This window comes from Brevibacterium sp. CSND-B09 (assembly GCF_052906525.1).
Map to the genome: position 1 here is coordinate 4,235,611 of NZ_JBREGI010000001.1, position 26,755 is coordinate 4,262,365.

Annotated in this window: 28 protein-coding genes and 1 tRNA gene; 16 read left to right on the forward strand and 13 right to left on the reverse strand. The window is 63.6% G+C overall.

Annotated elements, in window-relative coordinates:
- Positions 1-31 precede the first annotated feature (31 nt).
- Positions 32-1,501, reverse strand: coding sequence for a peptide MFS transporter (locus tag ACU4IU_RS18975; protein ID WP_139467086.1), 1,470 nt, complete (start codon positions 1,499-1,501; stop codon positions 32-34).
- Between the two features lie 147 nt (positions 1,502-1,648).
- Positions 1,649-2,959: an MFS transporter gene (locus tag ACU4IU_RS18980; RefSeq protein ID WP_229663914.1), complete on the reverse strand. Its 1,311-nt coding sequence runs from the start codon at positions 2,957-2,959 to the stop codon at positions 1,649-1,651.
- 252 nt (positions 2,960-3,211) lie between these two features.
- Between ACU4IU_RS18980 and ACU4IU_RS18985 the strand changes: the two genes are divergently transcribed.
- Together ACU4IU_RS18985 and ACU4IU_RS18990 are read left to right on the forward strand one after the other, a co-directional pair.
- Positions 3,212-3,631: a phage holin family protein gene (locus ACU4IU_RS18985; RefSeq protein WP_446657554.1), complete on the forward strand. Its 420-nt coding sequence runs from the start codon at positions 3,212-3,214 to the stop codon at positions 3,629-3,631.
- 72 nt (positions 3,632-3,703) lie between these two features.
- Positions 3,704-3,934 (forward strand): hypothetical protein, encoded by a 231-nt coding sequence (locus tag ACU4IU_RS18990; protein WP_139467084.1) that lies wholly within the window; start codon positions 3,704-3,706, stop codon positions 3,932-3,934.
- Positions 3,935-4,028: 94 nt separating this feature from the next.
- On the opposite strand, the gene ACU4IU_RS18995 is transcribed toward ACU4IU_RS18990, so the two are convergent.
- Together ACU4IU_RS18995 and ACU4IU_RS19000 are read right to left on the reverse strand one after the other, a co-directional pair.
- Positions 4,029-4,772 (reverse strand): alpha/beta fold hydrolase, encoded by a 744-nt coding sequence (locus tag ACU4IU_RS18995; protein WP_229663913.1) that lies wholly within the window; start codon positions 4,770-4,772, stop codon positions 4,029-4,031.
- Between the two features lie 133 nt (positions 4,773-4,905).
- Positions 4,906-5,811: a universal stress protein gene (locus ACU4IU_RS19000; RefSeq protein ID WP_139467079.1), complete on the reverse strand. Its 906-nt coding sequence runs from the start codon at positions 5,809-5,811 to the stop codon at positions 4,906-4,908.
- Between the two features lie 863 nt (positions 5,812-6,674).
- Here ACU4IU_RS19000 and ACU4IU_RS19005 point away from each other — a divergent pair.
- Positions 6,675-6,902, forward strand: a complete 228-nt coding sequence (locus ACU4IU_RS19005; RefSeq protein ID WP_139467077.1) for a hypothetical protein — start codon at positions 6,675-6,677, stop codon at positions 6,900-6,902.
- Positions 6,903-7,088: 186 nt separating this feature from the next.
- Positions 7,089-7,161: transfer RNA gene (locus tag ACU4IU_RS19010), tRNA-Ala, on the forward strand.
- 103 nt (positions 7,162-7,264) lie between these two features.
- On the opposite strand, the gene ACU4IU_RS19015 is transcribed toward ACU4IU_RS19010, so the two are convergent.
- From ACU4IU_RS19015 to yczR, 5 genes are all read right to left on the reverse strand, one after another.
- Positions 7,265-7,837: a methylated-DNA--[protein]-cysteine S-methyltransferase gene (locus ACU4IU_RS19015; RefSeq protein ID WP_446657555.1), complete on the reverse strand. Its 573-nt coding sequence runs from the start codon at positions 7,835-7,837 to the stop codon at positions 7,265-7,267.
- A 63-nt stretch (positions 7,838-7,900) separates the two neighbouring features.
- Complete coding sequence (locus ACU4IU_RS19020; RefSeq protein WP_139467076.1) at positions 7,901-9,358, reverse strand: DNA-3-methyladenine glycosylase 2 family protein; 1,458 nt, start codon at positions 9,356-9,358, stop codon at positions 7,901-7,903.
- Between the two features lie 32 nt (positions 9,359-9,390).
- Positions 9,391-10,416 carry an arsenic resistance protein gene (locus ACU4IU_RS19025; protein WP_172169308.1) on the reverse strand — a complete coding sequence of 342 codons (1,026 nt, stop codon included), beginning with the start codon at positions 10,414-10,416 and terminating at the stop codon, positions 9,391-9,393.
- 14 nt (positions 10,417-10,430) lie between these two features.
- Positions 10,431-11,210, reverse strand: coding sequence for a YggS family pyridoxal phosphate-dependent enzyme (locus ACU4IU_RS19030; RefSeq protein ID WP_139467073.1), 780 nt, complete (start codon positions 11,208-11,210; stop codon positions 10,431-10,433).
- Positions 11,211-11,251: 41 nt separating this feature from the next.
- Entirely contained in the window at positions 11,252-12,742 is a 1,491-nt protein-coding gene (gene yczR, locus ACU4IU_RS19035) for a MocR-like transcription factor YczR (protein WP_139467071.1), read from the reverse strand.
- A gap of 107 nt (positions 12,743-12,849) precedes the next feature.
- Here yczR and yczE point away from each other — a divergent pair, with 107 nt between their 5' ends.
- Complete coding sequence (yczE, locus tag ACU4IU_RS19040) at positions 12,850-13,545, forward strand: membrane protein YczE (RefSeq protein WP_139467070.1); 696 nt, start codon at positions 12,850-12,852, stop codon at positions 13,543-13,545.
- 70 nt (positions 13,546-13,615) lie between these two features.
- Here the strand turns inward: yczE and ACU4IU_RS19045 are convergent, their stop codons facing one another.
- Complete coding sequence (locus ACU4IU_RS19045) at positions 13,616-14,989, reverse strand: pyridoxal phosphate-dependent decarboxylase family protein (protein ID WP_139907974.1); 1,374 nt, start codon at positions 14,987-14,989, stop codon at positions 13,616-13,618.
- A 193-nt stretch (positions 14,990-15,182) separates the two neighbouring features.
- Here ACU4IU_RS19045 and ACU4IU_RS19050 point away from each other — a divergent pair, with 193 nt between their 5' ends.
- From ACU4IU_RS19050 to ACU4IU_RS19065, 4 genes are all read left to right on the forward strand, one after another.
- Positions 15,183-16,115 carry a TetR family transcriptional regulator C-terminal domain-containing protein gene (locus ACU4IU_RS19050; protein WP_446657556.1) on the forward strand — a complete coding sequence of 311 codons (933 nt, stop codon included), beginning with the start codon at positions 15,183-15,185 and terminating at the stop codon, positions 16,113-16,115.
- Positions 16,112-17,023, forward strand: coding sequence for a 3-keto-5-aminohexanoate cleavage protein (locus ACU4IU_RS19055; RefSeq protein WP_139467064.1), 912 nt, complete (start codon positions 16,112-16,114; stop codon positions 17,021-17,023). Before ACU4IU_RS19050 ends, ACU4IU_RS19055 begins: the two co-directional genes overlap by 4 nt.
- Positions 17,020-18,549 (forward strand): 3-hydroxyacyl-CoA dehydrogenase NAD-binding domain-containing protein, encoded by a 1,530-nt coding sequence (locus tag ACU4IU_RS19060; RefSeq protein ID WP_446657557.1) that lies wholly within the window; start codon positions 17,020-17,022, stop codon positions 18,547-18,549. The genes ACU4IU_RS19055 and ACU4IU_RS19060 overlap by 4 nt, the downstream gene beginning before the upstream one ends.
- Positions 18,550-18,661: 112 nt before the next feature.
- Positions 18,662-19,204, forward strand: a complete 543-nt coding sequence (locus ACU4IU_RS19065) for a YdeI/OmpD-associated family protein (RefSeq protein WP_139467060.1) — start codon at positions 18,662-18,664, stop codon at positions 19,202-19,204.
- 35 nt (positions 19,205-19,239) lie between these two features.
- Here ACU4IU_RS19065 and ACU4IU_RS19070 read toward each other — a convergent pair whose 3' ends face one another.
- The 3 genes from ACU4IU_RS19070 to ACU4IU_RS19080 form a co-directional block, all read right to left on the reverse strand.
- Positions 19,240-20,634, reverse strand: coding sequence for an MFS transporter (locus ACU4IU_RS19070; RefSeq protein ID WP_345788931.1), 1,395 nt, complete (start codon positions 20,632-20,634; stop codon positions 19,240-19,242).
- On the reverse strand, positions 20,526-21,878 hold the full coding sequence (locus ACU4IU_RS19075) for a GH1 family beta-glucosidase (protein WP_446657558.1): 1,353 nt from the start codon (positions 21,876-21,878) through the stop codon (positions 20,526-20,528). Before ACU4IU_RS19075 ends, ACU4IU_RS19070 begins: the two co-directional genes overlap by 109 nt.
- Positions 21,879-22,039: 161 nt before the next feature.
- Entirely contained in the window at positions 22,040-22,396 is a 357-nt protein-coding gene (locus ACU4IU_RS19080; RefSeq protein ID WP_248283835.1) for a DoxX family protein, read from the reverse strand.
- A gap of 318 nt (positions 22,397-22,714) precedes the next feature.
- Here ACU4IU_RS19080 and ACU4IU_RS19085 point away from each other — a divergent pair, with 318 nt between their 5' ends.
- The 7 genes from ACU4IU_RS19085 (at position 22,715) to ACU4IU_RS19115 (ending at position 26,584) form a co-directional block, all read left to right on the forward strand.
- On the forward strand, positions 22,715-23,212 hold the full coding sequence (locus ACU4IU_RS19085) for a hypothetical protein (RefSeq protein WP_446657559.1): 498 nt from the start codon (positions 22,715-22,717) through the stop codon (positions 23,210-23,212).
- A 123-nt stretch (positions 23,213-23,335) separates the two neighbouring features.
- Positions 23,336-23,617 carry a hypothetical protein gene (locus ACU4IU_RS19090; RefSeq protein ID WP_446657560.1) on the forward strand — a complete coding sequence of 94 codons (282 nt, stop codon included), beginning with the start codon at positions 23,336-23,338 and terminating at the stop codon, positions 23,615-23,617.
- Entirely contained in the window at positions 23,556-24,488 is a 933-nt protein-coding gene (locus tag ACU4IU_RS19095) for a RecB family exonuclease (protein ID WP_446657561.1), read from the forward strand. Before ACU4IU_RS19090 ends, ACU4IU_RS19095 begins: the two co-directional genes overlap by 62 nt.
- Before the next feature lie 78 nt (positions 24,489-24,566).
- On the forward strand, positions 24,567-25,127 hold the full coding sequence (locus ACU4IU_RS19100; RefSeq protein ID WP_446657562.1) for a hypothetical protein: 561 nt from the start codon (positions 24,567-24,569) through the stop codon (positions 25,125-25,127).
- Between the two features lie 166 nt (positions 25,128-25,293).
- Positions 25,294-25,995, forward strand: coding sequence for a DnaB-like helicase C-terminal domain-containing protein (locus ACU4IU_RS19105; protein WP_446657563.1), 702 nt, complete (start codon positions 25,294-25,296; stop codon positions 25,993-25,995).
- 14 nt (positions 25,996-26,009) lie between these two features.
- A complete protein-coding gene (locus tag ACU4IU_RS19110) occupies positions 26,010-26,342 on the forward strand; it encodes a DUF7574 domain-containing protein (protein WP_446657564.1) in 333 nt (110 codons plus the stop codon).
- On the forward strand, positions 26,339-26,584 hold the full coding sequence (locus ACU4IU_RS19115) for a hypothetical protein (protein ID WP_446657565.1): 246 nt from the start codon (positions 26,339-26,341) through the stop codon (positions 26,582-26,584). The genes ACU4IU_RS19110 and ACU4IU_RS19115 overlap by 4 nt, the downstream gene beginning before the upstream one ends.
- Positions 26,585-26,755 lie beyond the last annotated feature (171 nt).

Consider the following 26,755-nt stretch of genomic DNA (forward strand, 5'->3'; position numbering starts at 1 on the left):
GACTGCGCTGGCTATGCGCGAAGCTACTGAATCAGCGGATTCCGCGCAGCAGCCCCAGCATCGGCTTCGTCAGCGTCAGCGCGAGCAGGCCGAGCACGACCGACGATCCTCCGACCGACAGCCAGTAGGGTGCCTGGTTGCCGGCGTCGAAGTACCCGCCGAGCACACCGGACAGTGCCGTACCGACACCCGAGGCAAGGAAGAACACGGCGATCATCTGCGACTGGAAGACCTTCGGAGCGACCTTCGTCGAGAACGACAGGCCCACCGGCGAGATGAGCAGCTCACCGAAGACGAATACGGCCAATGTGAGAGCCACCCACAGCAGCGGAGTCTCATTGGGGCCGGCCTCAGCGAAGGGCAGGAACATGAGGAACCCGATGCCGATGAGCACGAGTGACAGTCCGGCCTTGACCGGTGTCGAGATCTGCTTGGGTCCGAGCTTCATCCACATCGTCGCGAACAGCGGGGCGAAGACGATGACGAAGAACGCAGGGATCAGCTGGATCCAGTTGATCGGCATCTCCCATCCGAAGATCGACCGGTTGAGCTGAGTATCCGAGTAGACGGTCAGCACTCCGAAGATCTGCTGGTACATCGACCAGAACACGACAACCGTCAGGAAGAACGGGATGAAGGCGAGAACACGAGAGCGTTCGTCGGAGTTCGTCTGCGGCGAGGTGTACATGACGATGAAGTAGCAGGCGGCCGCTCCGGCAGAGATCCCGGCGATCCACCAATCGAGGTTTTCCGCGTTGACGATCTTCGTCATCCACAGAATGACGGCGAGGAGAATGACGACCACGACGGCCACGATGAAGAGGTAGAGCTTGTTCTTCGGCAGCGGATTGACTGCAACACGAGACTCCGGCGGCAGGCTCTTGCGACCGGTGAGGTAGATGATCAGGCCGAGTGCCATACCGACCGCGGCGGCCCCGAATCCATAGTGGAATCCGATGTTCTTCTGCAGGAGTCCGGTGAGCAGCGGGCCGAGGAGGGCACCGATATTCACGCCCATGTAGAAGATGGTGAAGCCGGCGTCACGACGCGGGTCCTTCTCTTCGTAGAGTTCACCGACCAGTGCCGAGGCGTTCGCCTTGAGACCGCCCGAGCCGAGCGCAACAAGGATGAGGCCGACTGCCACTCCCCCGAAGCCGGGGATGAACGCCAGGCAGATGTGACCGATCATGATGATGATCGCGGAGTAGAAGAGGACCTTCTCCGCTCCGGCGAGGCGGTCGGCGATCCAGGCGCCGAGGATCGTGGCGAGGAAGACGGCACCGCCGTACGCACCGACGATGCCCACTGCCGTACCCTGCTCCATCCCCATGCCGCCGTCGGTGACGCTGAAGTAGAGGTAAATCGCGAGGATGCCGTTCATCCCGTAGTAGGAGAATCGCTCCCACAGTTCCAGGCTGAACAGCTGCATGAGCGGCAGAGGGTGTCCAAAGAAGCGGGTATCGCTGCGGACGGCCTCGGTCGTCGAGGTGCTTGAAGACATTGTGTGCTTTCCGTAGTGGTGTGAGAGGCCACGATCCGTGGCGCATTTCACGATGGACCAGCGGACATCCTACTCCTCGGTTATGTCCCGGTCACACCTGGCAATGCCTGGGACACGCCGTCCCAAAACACGGAAAGTCGAAGTGATTCAGATCTCTTCCTCGGCTCCGTCGACGCGCTGCCGTGACGGCTTGTCAGAGCTCAGATCGCGGCGCCTCCCGACGAACAGATTGAGGACACCGGCACACAGGACGATCGCCGAGGCGGCCACCGGGACGGCCATCGCCACGGCCGTTCCCCGATCCTCGGCGAGGATTCCGTTGATCGCCGAGGACACCGATTGGCCGACGATGATCGCCGACCCCGCCATCGACATCACGGTCGCCGACCGTCCGAGCGGCGCACGTTCGGCGGCGAGGCTGAAGAGGGTGACGAGGCTCGGGCCGATTCCCGTGCCCATGAGCAGCAGAGCCATGACGATGATCGGCATCGATTCCGTCGACGCGAGGATGACCGATCCCGTGACCAGAATGGGCGCGAAGCACAGCAGTCGCGCCCACAGAGCGAACGCAGAGGGGAACAGCGCCACCGAGATCGCCAGCACCGCAGAGCCGATGCCCATCACTCCGTAGATGAGACCGGCCTCCTCCGGCCGGCCGATGTCGTTGGTCAGCGCGGTGAGAGCGGTGAGGGTGGAGCCGAACACCATTCCGACGCCGAAGACACCGAGGATGATGACGAAGACACCGGCGGTGAACATGTCCTTGGCGGGGGCACGCTCGCCGAGGCTGCTCGACGTTCCAGTCGAACGCGCCCGCCCGGTCGGGTGGAGTGCGAAGGCGGAGACGAAGACGAGCGTCATCACGATCGCCCCGATGATGGGCGCGACCGGGGTGAAGAAGGTCGCCAAGAGCCCGACGAGGAAGGGTCCGAAGACGAAGATGACCTCATCGGCTGCGGATTCATAGGCCATCGTGGCATTGAGCACCTTCGGCCGCCTCGACAAGGGCAGCACGGACATGACGATGTCGACGAGGCGAGACCGCGACATCGGCGCGACCTGAGGTGAGGTGGCACCGATCGCGAAGGCGGCGATGAACACGACGAAATCCGGCAGCGGGCTGAAGACGACCCACGCCATGAAGGTCAGCGCCAGGCAGTTGAGGATCCCGGCGATGAGCAGAACATAGCGCTGACCCCACCGGTCGGCGGCCGCCCCGATGAAGGAACCGAACAGAGCCGTGCCCAATCCGACCACAGCTGAGTTGATCCCGCCCAAGCTCAGCGATCCGCGGCCGGCCACAACGAGGGTGAGCACACCGACGACGATCATGGCGAAAGGCATGCGGGCGACGAAGGCGATCGGGAAATAGCTGCGTCCGACGGCCGAGAACAGAGTCGGTGAGGACTGCTGCGCGGTGGTGCGCCGAGCCGAGGCGGGCATGTCGCTGTCTGTCATATCAATCCAGTTTCTGCTCCCGCTCGTCCGGGAGGTCGTGCCGCCGTGGTGACCTGGATCAAATCACTCGGTAGGTGCACGCTGTTGGTCTGAGAAAGTCGAACCGAAGGGTTCACCTTCAGGCTACTGTGTTTGGCGATCCGATTCGAGTGCCAATGCACCAAGCGACGTTGAGTTTGATCACCATGGCACGGACCTCATTCCCATCCGCGACTCAGAAAGAACGCAGATCGGTCTGCGAGGATGACGGCTATGAACTTCTTGTCTCGCGTCATCGTCAACGCCTGTGCGATCTGGGTGGCGGCCTGGATCCTGCCGGGTGTGACGATCACAGGGAACCGGGTCGTCGAGGAGCAGGCCGGCGCCATTCCGGCGATGATCATCTCCTACCTCGTCATCGGCCTCATCTTCGGATTGGCGAATGCCTTCATCAAACCGATCCTCAGCTTCGTCTCGGCTCCGATCACGTGTCTGACCCTGGGACTGTTCTCCATCGTCATCAACGCGATCATGTTGGCGCTGACGAGTTGGCTCAGCGGGTTCACCCCGTTCGAGTTCACCATCGATTCGTTCTTCTTCTCCGCCATCTTCGCCGCGATCATCGTCTCGATCGTCTCGGCTCTGCTCGGTTGGCTGGTCCCGGAGCGAAGCACCGAACACGACCGGAGATGAGCAAAGTCCTCTACGCGATGTAGACTGTTGCTGAGAGTCAGCTGACCACCAGAAACATCGCCGGAGGAGACCATGTCCGATATCGCCGCCCCGAAGAGAACCCGCAATTCAGCATCGTTCGCCGATGTCATCGTCTTCGTCTTCGCCTTCGCTCTGTTCGTGTTCGGACTCTACCTCTTCGGAGCCTCATTCTCCTCACCTGAGGGAACCGAGTTCTGGGTGTTCTGGGGTGGTCTGCTCGCGTCGTGCTTCGCATTCCTCGTGCCGATTCTCTACCGCTGGGCACGCGACTCCCGCCGCTGATCTCCAACACGGTTGAAGAGAAGGGCCGCTGCGCTGATGCGCAGCGGCCCTTCGTCGATTCACCGTATCTGCCTTCGGCCTGTCACGCGCCGAATCACCGGTCGATTCGCCGGTGGCAGAAATCCATGATCGCCGAGGCGGCCTCCTCCGACCGTTCATAGTGCACGAGGTGGCCCACCCCATCCAATTCCACGAATTCGACGTCGGGGAGCTTCTCCACGAATGCCCGGGTCGGGCCGATCGGGGCAATGGCGTCCTGATCGCCGGCGATGACGAGCGTGGGCATACTCAGGTGGTCGGCCACCTCGGTGACGGTGTGCGCGACGGACGTCGCGAAGGCCTCTGACAGGGACGCGCGGTCAGCGAACGACGAGAAGTGCCGCGAATGCTGATCATGGATGTACGAACGCAGGCCGGGGTCGCGAGTCGTGGCCATGGCCACGCTCATGGCCCGGACGATCACGGGGTTGCTCAGCAGGGAGCGACCGGCTCGCTCGGGCAGCCGCGCACCGAGGGCGTAATAGGCCCGGGTGACCGCGGTGAGGAATCGTGCGGGCCCTTCGAGGGCGGGGCTGGTGATCGGATTGATGAGCACGAGCTCGTCGACGACGTCCCGGTGGGAGGCCGCCAGGTGGCTGACCAGGATCGAACCGAAGGAGTGCCCCACCAGGATCGGTGTCACGCCCCGCTGCCTGCCCACCTCGGCGCGCAGAGCGAGGAGATGATCGACGAAGGCAGAGAGCGACGAACCCGAATCCAGCGGGGCAGTGAGACCGAACCCGGGCAGGTCGGGCACGACCACCTCGCGGTCGGTGATGCTGCCGGCGATGAGGTCCATTCCATGATGATCCCCACGGAAGCCATGCACCATCAGCAGCGGACGCCGACGCCGCTCACCCGGATGGATCCACGCGGCCGTGCTGTGGGAGCCCAGCCGGATGTCGGTCCGCTGTGATTGACGTATCCGCACCTCAGTCGGTTTCGGCGGTGTGCAGTCGACTCACGGCACGTCGGGGCACGACCACCACCGGAACGGGCAGGACACGCAGCAGACGGCGAGCCCTCGCACCGATTGCTACCTTGCCTCCGTGGCCCAAGCGGCTCGATCCGATGAAGGCGAGGTCGCCGGGCTGCCAGTCGATGGTCTCGGCGGCCTCTTCGATATCGGCTCCGGCCTTGGTTCTCACCGTCGCACGGCCAGAGGCTAGCATCTCCGAAGCGTCGTCCGCCAGCACCGCTCCCCCGTACTGTTCGGCGAATTCGGTGATCTCGGCGACCTCGTCGTCATAGAGTCCGTCGTTCTCGATCAAGGACAGCAGTCTGAGATCGACTCCGAGGCCGACAGCCGATTCGATGGCCGCTCCGATGAGTGACGAAGCACCTGGGCGAGCCCCGTAGAGTGCGGTCACCCGCGAGATCGGCCCGATGTCGGACCTGCCCGACGGGGCGAGCACGACGGGCACCGTCGACGAGTGCAGCAGCGACGAAGCGACCGTGCCGATGCGCAGTTGGCGCATCAGTGTGGTGGCCCGTGCACCGATGATGATGCCCAGTGCGCCTTCCTGCTCGGCGACCTCCATGAGGCCCTTGGATTCGTTCGAGGCGATGTGGATGCAGCCTCTGGCGCGGATGTCATCGGGGATGAGTGCCAGGGCTTCGTCTAGCCAATCGTCGATCTGCTGGGCCACGATCCCGGCCCCGTCCTTGGGCACGGCGCTGCCGGCGAGAATCGTCGATGATTCCGGACGGACGATGGTGACCACGAGTTCGACGTCGATGGAACGCGCGATCGAAATGGCCAGCGAGATCGCATCCCGGCCCCGATCCGTGGCGATGTATCCGACGACCAGACGTCTGGTGGTGGCGGTCTCTGACATCCTCAACTCCTCAAGCTGCGTGTCCGACTGATGCACGTCTCTTCCGATTCTACGTCGGCCCAAACAGCGCTTCGACCAACAGTTTTCACGAACCGTCTTTCTCGCCCGAACAGTCGAAGTGAAAATATTTGAGAAAATAATGAACAAAACTCCCACACGCAATGAAAGCTGTGCTAAATTCGACAGTGCAATTACGGATTCGCAGACACCAACCTGATTGCACCTTGACAATAGCGGACGTTGACGCCGTCCCCACGAGATCCACGACCATGAAAGGAGAGCAGTTACGATGATGAATTTTCTTGCAGGCCCTGACCTTCGAACGCCTTGGCATGAATACGCTGCCTGCCCGATTGGCGGACAAGGACTCGTCGGCTGACACAGCCGTCTCCCACGTCTTTTCCACCGGTTGGCTTCCGGCCACCGTTGTCCTCTGAGCCACCGGTTGCCTGATATCCGGCATTCTTCACGCCCGGCTTGTGTCCAGATCACTTTCGGCATCCCTGCTGTGCCTAGCACCGCCAGTTGCCGCACCTGATCCGGCCACTTCACGCCAACATCATTGAGTTCGGTCCGATCTGCTGCATTCGCGAGTGAGCGCCGTACCACCTGGCGCCTTCCGCTGTGCGGCCGACCAGTTCGGATTCATTGCCTATCGTATTCCGTTGCCATATCAGTGAATCTGTCATTGCAATGACCTATTCCCATATTGGCAATTAGCTGCCTTTGTCATATGCACCCTTGCGCAGGCGATTCATTGTCAATGTCACGACTTTTTCGGCAATTGTTTATCTGACCGTCATTCCGGGATATCTCCTGCCCATTTGCGGATATCCCCTGCCCGAAAACCACGAGGAATAATTGTGTCCACCACATTCCCATTCACCTATCCACGACGCTGGGCCCTGAGCACCGGAATGAAGCTCATCCGGTGGGCGCGCCGCCCAGCCCCGACACCCGAGTCTCGCCGCCTGAAGGTTGCCCGTCGTCAGCAGGCTCGCCTGCGCGAACACGCTCGCGAGCAGCGCGTACGTGAACTGCGCGAGCGGGATATCGTGCGCTACCTCAGCCAGGTCCGGCCGTTCATCTGATCCACCGCGGAGAATCCTCGGCGGATAGCTGACTCGCCGCGGCCCGAGTTCATCGGACTCGGGCCGCGGGGTCGGCCCCGATCAGTGCCTGAACACGGGGTTCCAGTATTCCCGCCCTTGTGGCGAGCGTCACTCTCCGCCGATTTGGTCTCTCACCCACACGTGGGTAATATTGATCAGGCAAGCGGGGGTATGGCGCAGTTGGTAGCGCGTCTCCATGGCATGGAGAAGGTCAGGGGTTCGAATCCCCTTACCTCCACCGCTGAAGGGCGGGGATCCAAACAAGGATCCCCGCCCTTCTTGCTACCTGACGGCGGCCCAGCAACCTGGCGCGAGGTTGCTGGGCCGCCGTCAGGTAGTAATTAGGGGCGGGTTTCCAGGGTGAGCAAGGTGCGTTTCTTTCCCTCTCCCCATGCGTAGCCGGTCAGGGATCCGTCCGCTCCGATGACTCGGTGGCAGGGCACGATGATGCTGATGGGGTTCTTTCCGTTGGCGGCCCCCACAGCACGCGCCGCACCGGGTCTTCCCAGCATCTCGGCCAGCTCACCGTAACCTGCTGTGCTGCCAAACGGAATCTGCGTCAGCGCCTGCCACACCGAGCGTTGGAATTCCGTTCCCTTCGCCGCCAAGGGCAGATCGAACTGTGTGCGATGGCCTGAAAGGTACTCCCCCAGCTGTGCCTCGGCGCGGTGGAAGATCTCCAGGTCGTCTTCCGGAGTCGGTTCGACTCCGAACATTCTGTCGAGTCGAGCATCGATCGCCTCGGAGACCTCGAGATAGAGCCCGGTGAGGTGGGTCCCATCCGAGGTGAGCAGGAGAGGTCCCAGGTCCGTATCGAGGATCGTCGTATATACCGGTGCCGAGGCGGTCGGCAGCTCCATGGCAGCGGTGAACTTCCGTGCGGTGTCGGGTTGGGTCGTTGTCGGCGTGGTCATGTCTGCGTGTCCTTCGTGTCGGTGAGTCATGGGCAGAATCATTCCTTGCTCGGTCTCGGTCGGTCAGGCTGCTGGGCTGCGGGCGTGATGTGCCCACAGCAGGTGGGTCAGGTAGGAGCGCCAGGGACTGCAGTTCATTGCGACCTGTTTCCAATCGACAGGTGCCGCTGAACTCGCGTCGAGATCGGCGATGGTCTTCTTAACGCCGAGGTCTGAGTCCATGAAGACGTCGGGATCTCCGAGGGCGCGCATCCGGATATAGCCGTTGCTCCACGGACCGATTCCGGGCAGTGCCAGCAGATTCCGGCTCGCTTCCTCGCGGTCGCTGCCCGCGCCGAGGTCCACACTGCCCTCGGCCAACGCCTGCGACAGTGTCTGAATCGTCCTGATCCGACTCGAAGGCAACGCCCATTCGGATGCGGGGACAGCGGCGATCGCCTCGGCGGTGGGAAAGACCCTGTCGACTCCGCCGAAGCTCAGCTCCTCCGGCAGTGATTCTCCAACACCTGCGACGAGGCGTTCCAGATGGGTGCGGGCGGCGGCCAAGGAGATCTGCTGTCCGAGGACTGTCCGCAGAGCCAGTTCGACGGGGTCGCTGTGGCCCGGTGAACGAAGTCCTGGATGGTCGTCGACGAGGCGGCGCAGGCCCGCCGACCGCAGTGTATGGGCGATCGCCTCGGGGTCGGCATCGAGGTCGAGGAGGCGCCGGACTCGTGCGACGGCGCTGCCGAGGTCGCGGGTGTCGGCCAGGCGGAGACGGCAGTCAACGAAGTCCCCGTGCCCTTGCCGCACCGTGATCACGGCGGGACCGTGAGCCAGCCGCATCGACCGGGTGTAGGCGCCGTCCGAGACATTTTCGATCCCGGCAACGGCTCGTGCCTCGAAGTACCCCAGCAGATGCGCGAAGTCGAACGGCGGGCGATACGCCAATCGGAGTACGACTTCGTCGGTCACCGAATGTTCGGCACCGTCTCTGCGCAGCTGTCGTGGGCTGATCGAATACATCGTTCGGAAGGTGTCGTTGAACTGTCGGATACTGGAGAAGCCGGCGGCGAAGGCGATCTCGCTCATCGGCATCGAGGTGGCCTCGATGAGTGTCCTGGCAGTGCGTACCCTTTCGGTGCGAGCCAGCGCCAGAGGTCCGGCACCGAGCTCGGCGTGGATGAGGCGCCCGAGTTGGCGAGTGCTGTACCCGAGTTCGGCGGCGAGGGTTGCGACTCCTCCGCGGTCGACGGCACCGTCGCGGATGAGGCGCATGGCTCGGGCCACGACGTCTCCGCGGGTATCCCACTGCGGCGAATTCGGACTGGCATCCGGGCGGCACCGTCGGCAGGCCCGAAAACCGGCGTCTGCCGCGGCCGCGGCCGTGACGAAGAAGTCCACGTTCTCCCGCCGCGGAGTCCTCGCCGGACACGACGGACGGCAGAAGATCCCGGTGGTGCGCACCGCGGTGAAGAACATTCCATCGAAGCGTCGGTCACGGGAAGTGACTGCCTGATAACACTGATCGGAGGTGAACATAGTTCCATTGTCCGCCCCAAGGAGTACGATTACTAGCGGTTTTCGGCCACGGCAGTGGCCGGCACCAGACGAGGCAGGACGCGGACGAGGACGATCAGAACAAGAAGCTCGATGAGGGTCTGCGTCACGACCCCCGCTGGACCGATGCCCTCCCCGGTGATCGCACGAACGATCGGAAGCATGACCAGGGAATTGCGCGTGACGGCGGAGAGGATCACAGCACGTGATCGCCGCGGACCGACGTGCAGAGCCCGCGTGACGCCCCACCCGATCGTGGTCATCACGACAGCGAAGACTGCGAAGACGACGGCCACGGTCCCCAACTGTCCGGCGGAATGGGCGATCCTCGGGGTGACCGAGGCAGTGATGACGAGCAGCGTCAGCGTCATGACCGGATCCATCAGACGTGCGCTCGCGGCGAGGGGCCGGCCCAATCGTGGCGTCCGGCGGGCAAGTCGACGAACGACGACGGCGGCCGTAAGAGGAATGATGATGAACAGCACCAGCGCGCCGACGAGCGGACGAACAGGCAGATCGATGCTCAGCCGCCCTCCGGTGACCGCCCACAGCATCACGGGCAGCAACAGCAGCTGAGCGATCATGAGCATGGGAGTGAGCATCAGCAGGCGATCGGCGGCGCCTCCTGCAGCACGTGTGAACGCTATGACGTAGTCGATGCAGGGACACAGCAGCACGATGAGCACAGCCGGCAGCAGCGGATCAGCGATGTCGAAGACCGATATGAGACCGGCGACGACCAGCGGGACGATGAGGAAGTTCAAGGCCGCCGTCACAGCAAGAAGAGGCAGATCGCGAACCGCACGCAATCCCGTTTCGAAAGGGATGTCGAGGAACGTGAGGAAGAGCAGAGCGATGAGGCACGACGTCAGGGCGGTTTCGGCCAGAGCGGCGAATCCGGAGATTCCCGCACCGAGGATGACGCCGAGCACGGCACCGCCGAACCACCAGAGCGTCTGCGTCGAGGGGCGCCGAACGGCGTCCGAACTCGTCTGAGCCGATGGCTTGTCACGTCCGGACTCCGGGTGGGAAGGAGGCACAGCCGGTCGGCCGTTCAGTCGGCTTCGGGCCAGTAGTGGGAGTCCGGCAGCGCTCGTCGACCGAAGATGGCCTGCCCCACACGGACGCAGTCTGCGCCCTCTTCGATGGCCACTTCGAAGTCACCAGACATGCCCATCGACAGCCGCCCCAGGCCGAGAAGGTCAGGATCGGTTTCGCGAACCTGGTCGCGCAGACCGCGCAGAAGCTGGAAGCAGGGACGGACACGGTCGATATCCGAAGAGAAGACTGCCAAAGTCATCAGTCCCTGGACCTTGAGAGTCTCGAAGGCTCGCACCTCCTTGAGGAAGTCGAGGAGCTCTTCCGGCGGCATGCCGAATTTGGAGTCCTCAGAGGAGGTGTTGACCTGGACATACACGTCGAGGCTGCGTCCTTCCGCTTCGAGTCGACGGTCGAGGGCTCTGGCGACCTTGAGTCGGTCGAGCGCCTGGAATTCGCTGGCGAACTTCGCCACGTCCTTGGCTTTATTCGACTGGAGGTGCCCGATCACAGCCCAATCGATGTCGAGGTCGGCCATCTCCTCGGATTTGCGGTGGGCCTCCTGAACCTTGTTCTCACCCAACTTCGCACAACCGGCGGCAACGGCGAGGCGGATGCGTTCCTGGGGTACGGTCTTGCTCACTGGAAGCAGCTCGATGTCGGCGCGGTCCCGGCCGGCGCGCTCGGCGGCAGCGGCGATCCGGCGCTTCACCTCGGCGATATTGGCTCGGAACTCCCCGACGGTCGTCGCCGTCGAGTACTGCCCATCGTGACTGAGTCCGCTGTCGTCTCCCATACGGTCATCGTACTCAGGTTTTCCCTGCGTGCCCGCGATGTTCACGCCACGATGCGGGCCCGGTCGGTCGGTCCACGTCCGGTCATCGATTTGGCTTCCTCCCAGGCTGCGGCCAGTCGCGGCCCCACATGCTGCAGTTCGCTCTCCGTCACCGTATAGGGCAGGCGCACCCACCGATCGAGTCCACCGGCGGGGGCGAAGTTCGGTCCTGCGACGAGGCGGAGACCATGGTTTCTCGCGGCGATCGAGAGTACCCCGGAACGTGCCTCCGGCAGTTCGGCCCACAGCGCCATTCCACCGGAGGGGACGATGAGCTTCCACTCTGGCAGCCATGACCTCACCTGTGCGGCGAGCAGGTCTCGGGCGGCTCTGAGCCGGGAGCGGCAGTCGGCGACGACAGCATCGTGATTGCTCATGAGTTCGACCGTGACGAGCTGTTCGAGGACCGGTGCTCCCAGGTCGAGTCCGAGCCGGGAGGACGCGAAATGACCGATCCGGTGGCGGGGAATGCGCATCCATCCGATGCGCAGACCTCCCCAATAGATCTTGCTCACACTGCCCACTGTCACCGCGTCCGTGATCAGCGCGGACATCGGAGTGGCCATCCTGCCGTCCTCGAGTTCCAGTTCGACGAGGGATTCGTCGAAGACGGGGACGACTCGATGCCGACGAAGAGCCTCCGCGAGCTCACTGCGCTGGGCTTCGGGCAGCAGTGCGCCGGTCGGATTGTGGAAGTCGGGGATGAGATAGGCGCTGCGCGGACGTGTCTGTCCCATCAGCTGCTCCATGGCGTCGATGTCCCAATGGTGCCCCTGAGTTCCGAACTCGAGGGGGTAGGTCACGAGAGCGGCGCCCGCGCCTTCGAGTGTGGCGATCGCATTCGGATAGGTGGGGCTTTCGATGAGCACCCGCGAGGTCGACCGTGCCCCGCCGAGGCGCGCGGACTCATGCGGTTCGACGTCGAGGAGGGCGCGGACGGCGATGGCCGCACCGCCGAGTGCCCCAGAGGTGATGAGGATCTGATCAGGGTCGGTCGGGGCGCCGCGCCGGGTATAGCGATCGGCGATGATCTCCCGCAGCACCGGCAACCCGGAAGGATAGTACCCGGTGCCGGGCAGGTAGGCACCCAAACGTGACAGTGCCCGATCGTAGGCGTCGAGGATATCCGGAGGTGCGACCGGAGCGGTGCACGTGAGATCGACCTCCGACTCGTCGCCGCCGGCAGGTGAGAGCAGGTGGTCGATACGGCCGCCCGGGACGCTGGGCAGCTGAACGATGCTGCCGGAGCCTCGGCGAGTGAGAATGTATTCCTGTTCCCGCAGCTGAGCGTACGCCCGTCCCGTCGTCGTCCGCGAGAGACCGGAGGCGGCTGCGAGTTCGCGTTCGCTCGGCAGCCTCGTGCCGACCGGGAGTCGTCCGTCGGTGATCGCCGCGGCCACTGCGGCAGCCAGCGATTCGTATGCGGGCGCCTTCCACGGTCCGTCTCCGATGATGCCGATGAGTCGTTTGGCTCCCAGGACCGGTGTGCTCATGGTTCTGACCTCATGGGACCACTTTCCACGAAGTGGCTATATCGCACAAGACCAATTTCGGTCATGATGGAAATGTCCCTCTGATCGCACCCTCAGAAAGCCACCACATGACGAAGATGAGAGCCCCGAGGCGTCAACTGGCCAACGTCGGTCCCATCGCTCAGCTGCGCGGCGGACGGCTGTGGCGGCGTCTCCCCCAGCTGATCCTCGGCCTCTACCTCTTCGGTGCCTCGATGGCGATGATGGTCAACGCGGGCTTGGGCATGATGCCGTGGGACGTCCTCCACTCCGGCATTCAGAAGCACGTGCCGCTGACCTTCGGCACCATCATCACGATTCTCGCGTTCCTCGTGCTCCTCATCTGGATCCCGCTGCGCCAGCAGCCGGGGATCGGCACGATTCTCAATGCCCTCCTCGTCGGGCCGGCGCTCGACCTCACCCGCCTGTTCCTGCCCCGGCCCGAAGAACTCGGGTGGAACATCGCGCTCATGGTCACGGGCGTCGTCCTCAACGGGGCCGCCTCGGCGATGTACATCGGCTCCCAATTCGGGCCGGGCCCCCGCGATGGGCTGATGACCGGGCTCTCCCGCGTGACCGGACGCTCGATCCGACTGGTGCGCACCCTCATCGAAGTCAGCGTCGTCGCCGTGGGCTGGCTTCTCGGCGGAGTCGTCGGGGTCGGCACAGTCCTCTATGCCTTGGGGATCGGCCCGATCACCCAGGCTCTGCTTCCCGCCTTCACCGTCGAACTCCGTCCCCGGTCGAAGCCGACGACCGCCGCCGAGGATGCACCCGAAGACTGAGCGACCGTCACCTCTGCGGGGCCCTCAGAAGATCGAGGACCTCAGTGAAGGACGGATCGAACGCATCCATTCACTCCATCGAATCGAGGATGTCGGTGAGATCGTCGAACGTCGTCAGCGGATTGACGATCGCGAACCTGGCATTCGGCCGCCCCTGGTGCGAGCTCGGGACGACGAAAGCGCGCTGGTCCTCGAGCAGACGATCCGACCATGCGTCATAATCCGACCGCTGCCAACCGTCGCGTTCGAACACGACGACCGAGAGTTCGGGTTCGCGCACGAGCCGCAGATGCTCTCGATGCTTGATCTCCGTGGCGATCTCACGCGCCAGATCGATCGAATGGCCGATCGCCTCCCGATACGTTTCGGCACCATAGCTGGCCAGCGAATACCACAGCGGCAGCCCACGCGGTCGCCGCGTCAGCTGGATGGCGAAGTCTGAGGGGCTCCAATCCTGAGCGTCGGTGAGCGTATCGAGATATTCGGCCTTCTGCGTGTGCGCTCGCCTCCCCGAATTCGGATCGCGGTAGATGAGCGCACAGGCGTCGAAGGGAGCGAAGAGCCATTTGTGAGGGTCGACGATGAGCGAATCGGCCTTCTCCACTCCGGCGAACTTGTGGCGTGCCTGCGGCGAGAGCATCGCGGCCAGACCGTAGGCGCCGTCGATGTGGAGCCAGAAGTCGAACTCGTCCTTGAGAGCGGCGATGCCGGCGATGTCATCGATGGTGCCGAAGTTCGTCGTCCCCGAGGTGGCGACCACCGCGATCACGGCGTCCCCGTGTTCGAGCAGGGCCTCACGCACGCCGTCGGGACGCAGGATCCCGTCCTCGCCGGTGGCCACCGGGGCGACATCGACATCCATGACCTCGGCAGCGGAGGCGACCGAGGAGTGGGCTTCGGCGCTGCACACGATCACCCAGCGTCCCGGCCGAGTCTCACCGAGCTTCTCCTTCTGTGCGTTGCGGGCGGCGACGAGAGCTGAGAGGTTGCCGATCGTACCTCCTTGGACGAAGACTCCCCCGGCTCCAGCGGGCAGCCCGAACTCTCCCGCCAGCCAGCGCAGGACTTCGTTCTCTGCATGGACGACTCCGGCACCTTCGAGCCACGAACCGCCGTAGAGAGCGCTGGCGGAGACGACCAGATCGAAGGCGACAGCCGCCTTCGTGGGAGCGCTGGGGATGAACGACAGGTACTTCGGATGGTCGGTGGAGATACAGGCCGGAGCAAAGATGTGCTCGAAGATCGCCAGCGCCCGAGCTGATCCCAGCCCCTCCTCGGTGACGGTGGGACCGGCCAGTCGACGCAGCTCGGCTTCCGAGGTCGGATGGTCGAGCGGGGTGTCCTCGGCCAGAGTCCGACGACGCGAGTACTCGAGCACGAGATTCACGAGGTTTCGGGTCTCATCGGAGACAACGTGCATGCGGGAATGAAGACTGTCGGTCATTGGGGCTCCTCGGCGCGGTCGATGGTGATGGGGATCGCCCACCGATAACGAGACTAACCGCATAGAACCGATTTGTGGTGCCTCGGACGGTTCGGATCGACACGAATTCTTCTCCATGGCCACTGATCGCAAGTTCTGACTCTTATTCATATTTACTTGCGAGCGGACTTGTTGCTGAGGTAGGTTCGGCACCATGACAGGAGGGCAGACGACCGAAGCCGGGGATCATTCCCGCGGCACGATCGACAGGGGCTCCGAGGCCACCGGACTCCGCGTCCGGGACGCCATCCGGCAGTCCGGATTGAAGCAGCGCAAGATCGCCTCTGTGATCGGCATCGACGAGACGAAGCTGTCCAAGGCGCTGTCAGGTCGCCGCCGCTTCACTGCCGATGAGCTCCTCGGCGTGGCCACCGCCACAGGTGTGACCGTCCGGTGGCTGCTCGGCGACGAGTCCCAGGTCTCCGCGCTTCCGCCGAACCCAGCAGCCGCGGCAGTCAGCGACGACGACGCCAACCCGAGACGCACGATCGCCGAGACGGCGTGGACGCTGTTCGGCCGGTACGGCTTCGACGCGGTGCGCATCGCCGATATCGCGGCGGCGTCCGGGGTCTCGGCGCCGAGCATCCATTACTACTTCGCCAACAAATCCAGGCTCTTCGATGCCGCTCTCGACTATTCGGTCAAACTCGCCTTCGACCGTCAGATCGCGTGGCTCGACGACATCGCGGACCCCGCGCAGAGACTCGAAAGTCTGCTGAAGCTGCAGTCCCCACTGGGACGCACGGAACGCGGCGAATGGTCGATCTGGCTGCAGACGTGGACTCGAATGGCCCTCGAAGGTTCGGCTCTGTCGAACTATCCGCTCAGCTACGAACGCTGGTCGCGCACCGTCCAGACGACGCTCGAGGACGGTCAGCGCACCGGCTGCTTCCGAGGCGGTGATCCACGTGCCATGGCCGACGAGCTCACCTCCCTCCTCGACGGACTCGGAATCAAGGTGCTCACCGGGGTGATGGACACCGAGACCTTCTCCCGGCGTCTGCGCTCCTACCTCGATCGCGCCATCATGCATCCCACAGAACCCGCAACCGCAACACCCGCCGATCGACTGAAGGAGTCATCATGAACCGCAAGGTCATCCTCACCTGTGCCGTCACAGGAGCCGGGGACACCACCGGCAAGAGCGAACACGTTCCCGTCAGCCCCGAAGAGATTGCGAACGATGCCATTGCGGCGGCCCGCGCCGGGGCGTCGGTGGTCCACATCCACGTCCGCGACCTCGAGACGAAACAGGGTTCGCGCGAAGTCGCCTACTACCGCGAAGTGGTTCGCCGCATCCGCGCCTCCGACGTCGCCCCGGTCATCAACCTCACCGCCGGGATGGGCGGCGACCTCGTCATCGATCCGCAGGATCCGCTGACCACGATGCCGGGCACCGATCTCATCAACGCCCTGGACCGACTCCCCCACGTCGAGGAGCTGCTGCCCGAGATCTGCACGATCGACTGCGGCAGCCTCAACTTCGGCGAAGGTTCGAACCTCTATGTCTCGACCCCCGACATGCTCCGCGAAGGGTCGAAGCGCATCCAGACTCTGGGAGTGCGTCCCGAAATGGAGATCTTCGACACCGGCAATCTGTGGTTCGCCAATGTGCTGGTCGAGGAGGGACTCATCGACGCCCCGCCCCTGTACCAGCTGTGCATGGGCATCCCTTACGGTGCTCCGGCCGATCCTGGCCTGTTGGCCGCAATGGTGAACATGCTGCCCAAAGGTGCGCAGTTCACGTCATTTGCCATCGGTGCCAACCAGCTGCCGTGGGTGGCCCACTCCGTGCTCGCCGGTGGTCATGCCCGCGTGGGACTCGAGGACAACCTCTACATGTCCAAGGGCGTCAAGGCCACGAACGCCGATCTCACCGCTCGTGCCGTCGACATCATCACCGGTCTCGGCGCATCAGTCGCCACCCCGGACGAGGCCCGCGAGATCCTTGATCTCCGCGTGCAGACACCGACCATCACCGGAGGCGATCTGTGAACGATTCCACCCCCGCCGCGCCCATTCCCGACACGCCGGAGTTCCCCGGCTTCGACGCCATCGACACCGTCACCTGCGTCGGGGCTGGAACGATCGGCGGCGGCTGGGCCGCATACTTCCTCGCACAGGGCTACCGGGTGAAGATCTGGGACCCGGCTCCGGACGCCGGTGAGAAGTTCGCGCGCCTCCTCGACGCGGCCTGGCCGGCCCTGGCCGAACTCGACATGGTCGAGTCAGCCGACCGCACCGCTTGGTCGATGCACACCGACCTCGCCGAGGCGGTCGCAGGCACCGGGTTCGTCCAGGAGTCCGCTCCCGAGGACCTCGCGCTCAAGCGCGGTCTGCTCGCCCAGGTCGACGCGGCTTGCCCGCCGAGTATCGTGATCAGCTCGTCGACCTCGGGGTACAGCATGACCGAAATGGCCACCGAGGCGGCCCACCCCGAACGACTCGTCGTCGGCCACCCGTTCAACCCGCCCTACCTCATCCCCTTGGTCGAGGTCGTCGGCGGCCGGTCCACATCTGCTGCCGCCGTCGACTGGGCCGCCGGCTTCTTCAGCCATATCGGCAAGTCCGTCATCCGCATGGACCGCGAAGTCCCCGGCTTCATCGCCAACCGATTGCAGGAAGCTCAGTGGCGCGAGGCCCTGTACATGGTCGAGCAGGGCGAGGCCACGGTCGAGCAGATCGACCGCTCGATCACCGATGGCCCCGGTCTGCGGTGGCCGTTCCAGGGACCGATGCTCACGTTCCACCTCGCCGGCGGCGAGGGCGGAATGGCGCATATGCTCGACCATTTCGGCCCCTCGCTGAAGTCTCCGTGGACGCGGCTGACCGCCCCGGAGCTCAGTCAACAGCTGCGTGACGATGTCGTGGCCGGCTGCGATATCGAGGCCGGTCACCGCTCCATCGCCGACCTCGTGGCGCATCGTGATGCCGGAATCATCGCCCTGCGTCGGCTCACCGACCAGTTGGCCACCACCACGGCAGGCTCCGTCGGCGGTGAGTCTGCGGACGGCGCGGCAGGCGCTCCCCCCTCCTCTGCTGCGACCCCGACGTCCGCACCGATGTCAAGGGTCGCCTCGGCGACAACACTCGGGTCATACAGCACCGAAGTCGTGTCCGAGTGGATCGACTACAACGGGCACATGTCCGAAGCCTTCTACGTCCTCGTGTTCGGTTTCGCCACCGATCAGGTGATGGATCAGCTCGGCCTCGATGCCGCCTACCGGGAAAGCGCGAAGGCGTCCCTGTACACCGTCGAATCCCATATCCGCTACCTCGACGAGGCGGCCCTCGGCGATAGGCTCACCGTCGTCCCGCACCTCGTGAGTGCCGCTGAGAAGAAGCTGCACCTGGCCTATGAGATGTACGTCGGTGACCGGCTCGTATCGACCGAAGAGATCATGGCCCTCCACGTCGACCAGGCGGAGGACCGAGTCGTGTCCTTCCCGGACACCGTGGCGGAACGGATCTCACAGATCGACATGGAGCGCCCGGATTGGGTGGGTCGGGCGATCGGCTGAAGTACGTCAGGAATCAAGAAGCCGGCACCGCCTCGTGCCGCTATTCTGAAAGTCATTGGTTCAACAGAAGCCGAGTGTCCCGACCCGAGCATCCGTACTTTGAGGAGTCACCATGACCGCCACGACTGCCGACGTCACTTTCACTGCGAACGCCGAGCTGCTCTACGACCGGCCGATTCTGCGCCTGCCTCAGGAGGCCAGCGATCAGCTGCCCTCACGCGGACAGGTCGCAGTCACGGGCACCCTCGATGGCAGCGAATTCAGCACTGTCATCGAACCCGACGGACGCCGTGGTCATTGGATCAGTCTCGAAGACGACCAGTGGGAGAAGCTTGGGAAGAGAGAAGGAGCGGGGATCGAGGTCGGCCTGACGCCGACGAAGAACTGGCCGGAGGTGACGGTTCCCTCGGACCTCCGTGCGGCTCTCGACGGCGCCGGTGATCTCGACGATGTCTGGGCCGGACTCACGCCGATGGCCCGGTGGGAATGGGTGCGCTGGATCAAGTCGACAAAGAACGCCGATACACGGGCACGCCGTGTCGACGTCGCAATCTCGAAGCTCGAGTCCGGCAAACGTCGTCCCTGCTGCTTCGATCTGTCCTCATGTACGGACCCGGAACTGTCGAAGAGCGGAAAGCTGCTCGGGCTGGCCTGAGCCAGAGCCCATCCGACCGACGAATCGGATGAGCTTCAGTCCGGCTGCGGAGCCCGCAGCACGGCACGTGCCGGGTGCACAGTCAGCGTCAGTCCTGCTCCAAGCACGGAGACGACCGCGGCGGCCGCGAAGAGCAGCCAGAACCCACTGACCAAGGCAACGAGCCCGGCACCCAGGAGCGGACCGATCAGCTGTCCGAGGTTCGCGGAGCTGTTGACGAGACTGAGGTCACGGGCGTGGTCGTCCGGGTCGAGCAGAAGGTCCGTGGCCAGAGCGAGGCTGACCGCCATATAGGCTCCGTATCCGGCCCCCATGACGCCGGCCGCCACCGCTGTCATGGTGAAGTTCGGGCTGATGAGGATGATGATTCCGGAACAGGCCTGGACCAGGGCCGAGATCGCCGTCCAGAAGCGTCGGCTGCCTCGTCTGTCCGTGACCATGCCGACGAGGATCGAGGCCGCCACCACGAAGACCGTGTAGATGACGATGAGGATGAGCAGGCGGTTCTCGGCGTCGGCGGCGGGGATCATGATCCCGTAGAGCAGGAAGAACAGCAGCAGCGACGTTCCGAACGAATTGCCGACGTTGACGATGAAGCGGCTGAGGAGCAGCCGGGTGAAGCTCGGGTCGACAAGTGAGGACACCCGCGGCCGAATGAGATCACGACGGGCATGGAACTCGAGCACGGCGGCATGCGGCAGCGGCGGATCGGGCAGCAGCAGCGCAGTGACCGTGCCGATGACGAGGATGAAGCAGGCCAGCACCGCATACGACGCGCCGGTGCTCAGACCCAGCAGCACGATCACGGCGACGCCGACGACGACGCCGACCGCTTGAGCCGAACTGGCTGCAGCCGAGGCCGCACCGCGCTGCTCATCGAGCTGATCGGCGATGAGCGCGGTCAGCGCCGAAGAAGCCACGGACACGCCGACCGAGGTGACCACCCACGCCGCCCCGACCAACAGGGGGCCTTCAGCGCTGCCGGTGAGGACGAGACCGAGTGCGGCGACCACCGAACCTCCGACCGCCCAAGGACGTCTCCGGCCGTACCGCAACCGGGTGCGGTCGGAGAGCCGACCGGCCACGGGGGCGGCAGCGATTCCGGCCAGGCCCCCGGCCGAGAGGACGAGTCCGGACCAGACGACTCCGTCGATCCAGTGTCCGCTCTGAGTGTCGAGCTGAAGCGGCAGCAGGAGTTGGATCGGTGTCAGCTGAACCGTCCAGATCGCCAACCAGGCGAGCGTGAACCACACCATCCACCCAACCGATACGCGTGCTCGCGAAGCGGAACCGCCTCGGTGAGGCGGAGGGCTGACCGTGCTCATGACCGAACCACGGAGATGAGATCCCGATACCAGCGGAACGAGGCTTTCGGCGTCCGCGTTCCGGTGTTCATATCGACGTGGACGAGGCCGAAGCGCTGGCTCCATCCTTCGGCCCATTCGAAATTGTCCAACAGCGACCAGACGGTGTACCCGTCGATGCGCACACCTGCTGCTTTCGCTTCGATCACCGCGCCGAGGTGGTCACGCAGATAGTCGATCCGCTCGGAATCAATGATTTCCGTATCCGTGGCGTCGGGTTCGGGGAACGACGCTCCGTTCTCGGTGATGATGATCGGCGGCAGTGCGGACCCGTAGCGTCGACCCATGTCGATGAGGAAGTCGCGCATCGTGTCCGGTCGGATCGGCCACATGGGACCGAACCCGGTCACGGGCGCCCCGGGTGTGGGCACCATCTCGAACGGCACCGGTCCTGCCGAGGCACGGACCGTGGTCGGATTGTAGTAGTTGAAGCCGTAGACCTCGTTCGGTGCGGAGATGAGGTCCATATCGCCGTCGGCCACCGGCAGCTCGACGCCGAAGGGGCTGAGGTCGGGATATCGTCCCGTGAGCAGCGGGTCAGTGAAGAGGCGGTTGTGAATCGCATAGAGCAGGTCGGCAGCGGTCTGGTCGTCGGCAGTCTCGGACGCGGGGAGCACGAGACTGTGGTTGAGCGTCGGCACCGCCTGAACTGCTCCGTGCCCGCGCAGTATGGGAGCGGAGATCCCGTGGGCCAGCAGCTGGTGGTGGACCGTGGGCAGAGAGTCGAAGAGCAGAGTACGCCCGGGGGCCAGTTCCCCCAGCGCATAGCCCTGCAGCGATGTCGATGCGGGTTCGTTGATCGTGTACCAATGACGAACGCGGTCACCGAGGCGACCGGCTACCACTTGCGTATAGTCACCGAAGCGGTGGGCTGTGTCGCGGTTGAGCCATCCGCCGTTCGCCTCGAGTGCGACCGGCAGGTCCCAGTGGTAGAGCGTCGGTTCGGGTGTGATCCCGGCGGCGAGGAGTCCGTCGACAAGGCGGTCGTAGTAGTCGAGCCCCGCCGAATTCACCGAGGCGTCCGTCCCGGCATTCGGAATGACACGGGTCCAGGAGATGGAGAACCGGTACCGGTCGACACCGAGGTCGGCAAGCATCGCGACGTCATCATCGAGGCGGTGGTAGCTGTCGGGACCGGGTTCGGCAGTGCTGCCGTCGATGATGTTGCCGGGCGTGTCAACGAAGTCATCCCAGATGCTGCGGCTGCGACCATCTGCGCTGCGCGCCCCTTCGATCTGGAAGGCAGCTGTGGCCGCAGAGAAGTGCATTCCGGCCAAAGTCTCGACATTGCTTGGAAGATTCCCCACCATGAGTCGAATATGTCACGGTTGGTGAGGGCCTGCAACAGATGATCCGGAACCTTGCAGCCAGGTCTTCACTCTGCGAGGAGGACGGGCGGCGCGTAGGGGGCGTCGCGAACGGTCAGCTCAGGACTGATCGCGGCAGGAGGTTCGGGTGTGCAGGAGGAGAATCAGTAGGATTCAGCGGCAATCGCCGCCGATGCCCACACGAGCGGGATCTGCAGAGGCAGTCTCGCACAGGCGATGGCTCGGCCCTTCGGATTGTCCCACTGCTTGACCACTGTGTAGATGTTGGCCGGGAAGACGCCGGCCATGAGCGCGGCAGAAGCGACACCGCCGAGGCGCCGGGTGGCCGGGTTGGCCAACAGCCCTGCACAACCGAGTTCGGCGACGCCGCTGGCTATGGTCCAGAAACGTGGATTGCCCAACCGAGGCGGGACGATGGAGTCGAAGAGCTTGGGTCGGGCGAAATGGGCAACCCCGGCAAGGCCCAGGACGCCGGTCATGGTCGCCGTCTTCGTGTCCATTCCACGTCCGTCCTGACTCTGCTCGCTTCGACGCGCCGCCTGACCCGGCGTCCGGCTTCGATTGCATGAGGTCCACAACGCAATATTCGGCATCGAACGAGTCGACGGAGAGATGCGTGGAGCTAAGGGGAATCGAACCCCTGACCTTCTCATTGCGAATGGTAGTGGTGGCACCTGAACCCGCCAGCTATCAGGGGTTATGGTGTGCATCTTGTGCATATTATGCCCCCATTTCCGGTGCGGGGGACCATATGGGGACCACGCCCAGGGTAAAATCTGAACACGTCATGTCACAACTGAATGAAAGGGGCTGGCGCCTTGACCACGTCAAAAAAGACACCAGCCATAGCCGAACTCGAGAAGCTTCGCAAGGAGCTAGGCTCGATCAACGCGGTGGCAACGCACCTCGGCATCCCACGATCCACAGTCTACAACGCCTTCTATAGGGAGGAGGCAAACAGCACTGGAGCCAAGCGGCCCGGGAACGAGTTCATGCCCTGGGCCGTGGAGCGGCATCACCTTAACGGGCAGACCGCCCGGATGCTCCGACTCTACAACCGCTCGAAGGAGCATGGAGTCGAGGTCCCGGAGGCCATCAAGCCGACCTTCGAGACGCATATCCTGACTCTCGAATATAACAATTTCGTCGTGTGCTACCACCGAGATAGCCCGCCCTACAGGCTCGTTCCTGAGGGCGGATTCTTCTTCAGGCCACGCCGGGCGGACGATACACCAGGGCTTCTTCAGCAGCCGGCAAAGGATCAGTCACCACCTTCTCCCGAGCAACTTGAGGAGTGGGCAACTCGGCTACGGTAACGCTTCGATTGCTGATTGATAACGGCCGATTGCCTGGTCGCTGTACAACTTTTATTGTTAGCTAGAGCCCCCTGGGACTTCATACCCAGGGGGCATACCTGTGCCAGAAAAGGAAAATTACATATGGAGCATGATTTCGTCTTGGCCGATGAGTGCCAACCAATCATCGAAGCCGAAGGCATCACGATCTTCGTCGACCCGGAGGGTGTCGACAGGGCCGTGTTCCGAATTGACGATAACCAGGATCCCATTCCTGGGTGCGACCCGAGTGAGTATGGATACGCCCTGCTCATGGTCAACTTCATCGACTCCCACGAAGGAGTAGCGATCTGCGAGGTGCTGCATGTGCAGCAGCTGGTCGACTACGGCCGCGACTTCAGTGCGGAGGTGGTGCGCAATCTCTGATGTCATTGAGCTGGGACCGACCATCAAGCATCGGTCGGTCTCCCAGCTGACAACCTACGCACAGTGCGGAGAGTCCTACCGGCTCTCCAAGGTAGCAAAAGCTCCAGAGCGGCCCACCGCCTGGAGCATTCATGGTTCTGCGGTCCATTTCGGCATCGAGGAGTACGAGCTCTCGGGTCGAGACATGACCATCGAGCAGGCTCAGGAGCTGGCCCTCGACTATTACGACAAGGGCATCGCTGAAGAGCTCGAGCAGAACCCCGACTACGCACGCTGGCTCACCGGCGGCAATAAGAAGGGCGAGACGGACATCGCCGACAGGCGAGCTCTTGTGTCCGATCAGACCAAGATCTATATCAACTACGCCGAGGCTCACTCTGACGAGTGGCGCGTCTGGCCGGTCGGCCCGAAGGGCATGGCGTGCGAGCTCGAGTTCACCATCGAGATCGGCGGCGTGAAAGTCCTCGGGTACATCGACCAGATCAGAGAGTACCGCGACGGGCGCATCGCGCCCATCGACATCAAGACCGGCACGAAGGATCCAGGCTCTGCGATGCAGCTAGGCGTGTACGCCAAGGCGATCGAGGAGAACATGGGAGTCCGCCCCGAGTCTGGGGCGTTCTTCTTCCCACGGATCCAGCGCAACGGCACCCTGAAGGGTGAGGTGTGGCACGATCTGACGCTCTGGACTGACGATCTGCTCGCCACCGAGTTCTCGAACTTCGACAAGGCCGAACGAGCTGGCATCTACATCGCGTCTCCGTCCGACTTCTGCCGAGTCTGCTCACAGCAAGACAACTGCAGAGTCAAGGGCATCCCCGGCGTCAAGGAGCGCTACGCGGAGATCACTCAAAGACCTCAAGCTTCCTAGCTAGAGGCACCCCATATACGAGACCAGGCAAACCGCCTGGTCTTTTTTGTTGCAAGAAAACGACAGAAGGGCAGTCCTTTGACTGAATCGAACTACAGCTTCACCACGAAGATCGACGGCGACTTGTTCACCATCCGTGGCAACTCCATCCAGGAGTTCCAGCAGAACCTCGAGGCCGCGAATCAGTCCGGCATCGGTGCGAACATCAAGTCGATGGTCACGTCGGTCAACAACACCGGCGCACTCAACTCTGTGCTCGGCGCCACGCCCGTTGATCCGGCGCAGAACCCGACTCCGGTACATCAGGAGCAGCAGCAGGGCGGCAACCCCTGGGACACCGGCAATCAGCAGCCGCAGGGACAGTGGGGACAGCCCCAGCAGCAGACACCCCAGCAGGGCGGATGGGGTGCGCCCCCGCAGCAGCAGGGTGGATGGGGCAATGCACCCCAGGGAGGCGGCGGGGCACCCGCTGGCATGACTCCCCCGACCAACCCGATCACCGGCCAGCCCATGCTCTTCAAGGAAGGCGTGAGCAAGAAGACCGGCAAGCCCTACAAGATGTGGGTCGATGAGCGCCCCTGGTCGCAGATCAAGGATCTGCCGGACCACATGAAGGCGCAGTCTCAGTTCATCCGATGATCAGCACAGACAATGCGGGGTCGGCCTTCGGGCCGGCCCCTCTCGCTTTAGGCGAGGAGGGAGGTTGACCGCCTAGATGATGACCCTATCCCAGGGGCTGAGAAGTAATGAGGGGGCCGGCGAACCGATCCCCTGCCCCTGGCCGCAGATGATACAGGCGGGGGCTGTGCCCCGCCGAGGCCAGCTCACCCTGATCACGGCAGCACCCGGACAGGGCAAGTCCGCAGTCGCTCAGGCGCTTACGCAGCGCGGCAATGATGAGGGCGACGTGCTTCCGACGCTGTACTTCAGCGCGGACTCGGACGCCTCGACCATGTTCAAGCGCGCCGGAGCCATGGCGACCGGCTATCAGATGCAGGACATCGACAGCATGGTCCTCAGCGGAAACGTTGACGGCGTTGCGGCGTCGGTAGCGAACCACGCATCACACGTCAGGCTCGACTTCGCATCGAGCCCGTCCGACCAGGACGTACTAGACAACATCGACGCATTCGCCGAGGTCTACGGGGCCTACCCGTCGATCATCGTCGTCGACAACCTCTCGAACCTCCATATGGAGGGCTCGGAGGGTGAGTTCGGGCAGCTTGCGGATGCCTGCTCGTTCCTGCACGACATCGCCCGGGACTCGGGCGCAGCAGTAATCGCACTGCATCACACAGTCGGAGAATACGAGGCCGGCGACAAGCCGATTCCGCTCTCCGGTTTGCGCGGGAAGGTGAGCAAGATCCCGGAGATCGTCTGGACCTTGTACCGCTCGGGCGAGTACATGCACATCTCGATCCCGAAGAACCGAAACGGGGTGGCCTACGCAGACGGTAGCCACCCCATCAGCATCTACGCAGACCTCAGCCGAATGCGGCTGGGCTAATCAAGGAGAACGCATTGATTGAAATCGCCAAGAACGAATGGGGTGACGCCAAGGTTGTCGGCGCCACGGAAGTCCTCACTCATGAGGATGGCGGATACGAGTGGGACTTCTTCGGTTCCTGGTACGACCCCGACGCCGGGGTCTTCTACTGGTACGAGGATGCCGGATGCTCATGCAACGGCCCAATGGACATCGTGGACACGCTCTCTGACTTGTCGGTCGGATCCAAGGACGAACTGATCCGCGCATACAAGGACTTCGCCAAGGACTCCTACAACATGCTGAGCAGCGAGAAGGTCGCAGCAGAACATGACATCAAGCAGGCCATCAAGGAGGCAACCAAGTGACACTCGCAACAGCAATCGTCGTGGGACTGCTCACGATCATCGTCGGCGCAGCACTCACGTCGCTGCTCGGCTTCTTCTTCATCGGCTACGGCAACCACCTCGCTAAGCCGGCCAGAGTCAAGAAGGCGAAAGCCTTCGGCGCCGGGGCGCTGCACGTTCTTGGCATCCTGTTCCTCGCAGCAGGGCCGCTCGCTTCGTTGTGGGCCGGCATCAGCCTCGGCGTACTGATCGCGGGGGTCTGAGCGTGGACAACAGATTTATATACTTCTGCCTGATCTGGATGGCCGTACTGATGCTGGTGCTGATATGAGCGTCACATTCATCGCAGGGATCGCCCTGCTCATCGGGTTCTTCGTTCTGATGAGAGGACCGCGTGGCCGTCGCTAAACGCTGCAAGGACTGCCTGGACGAAG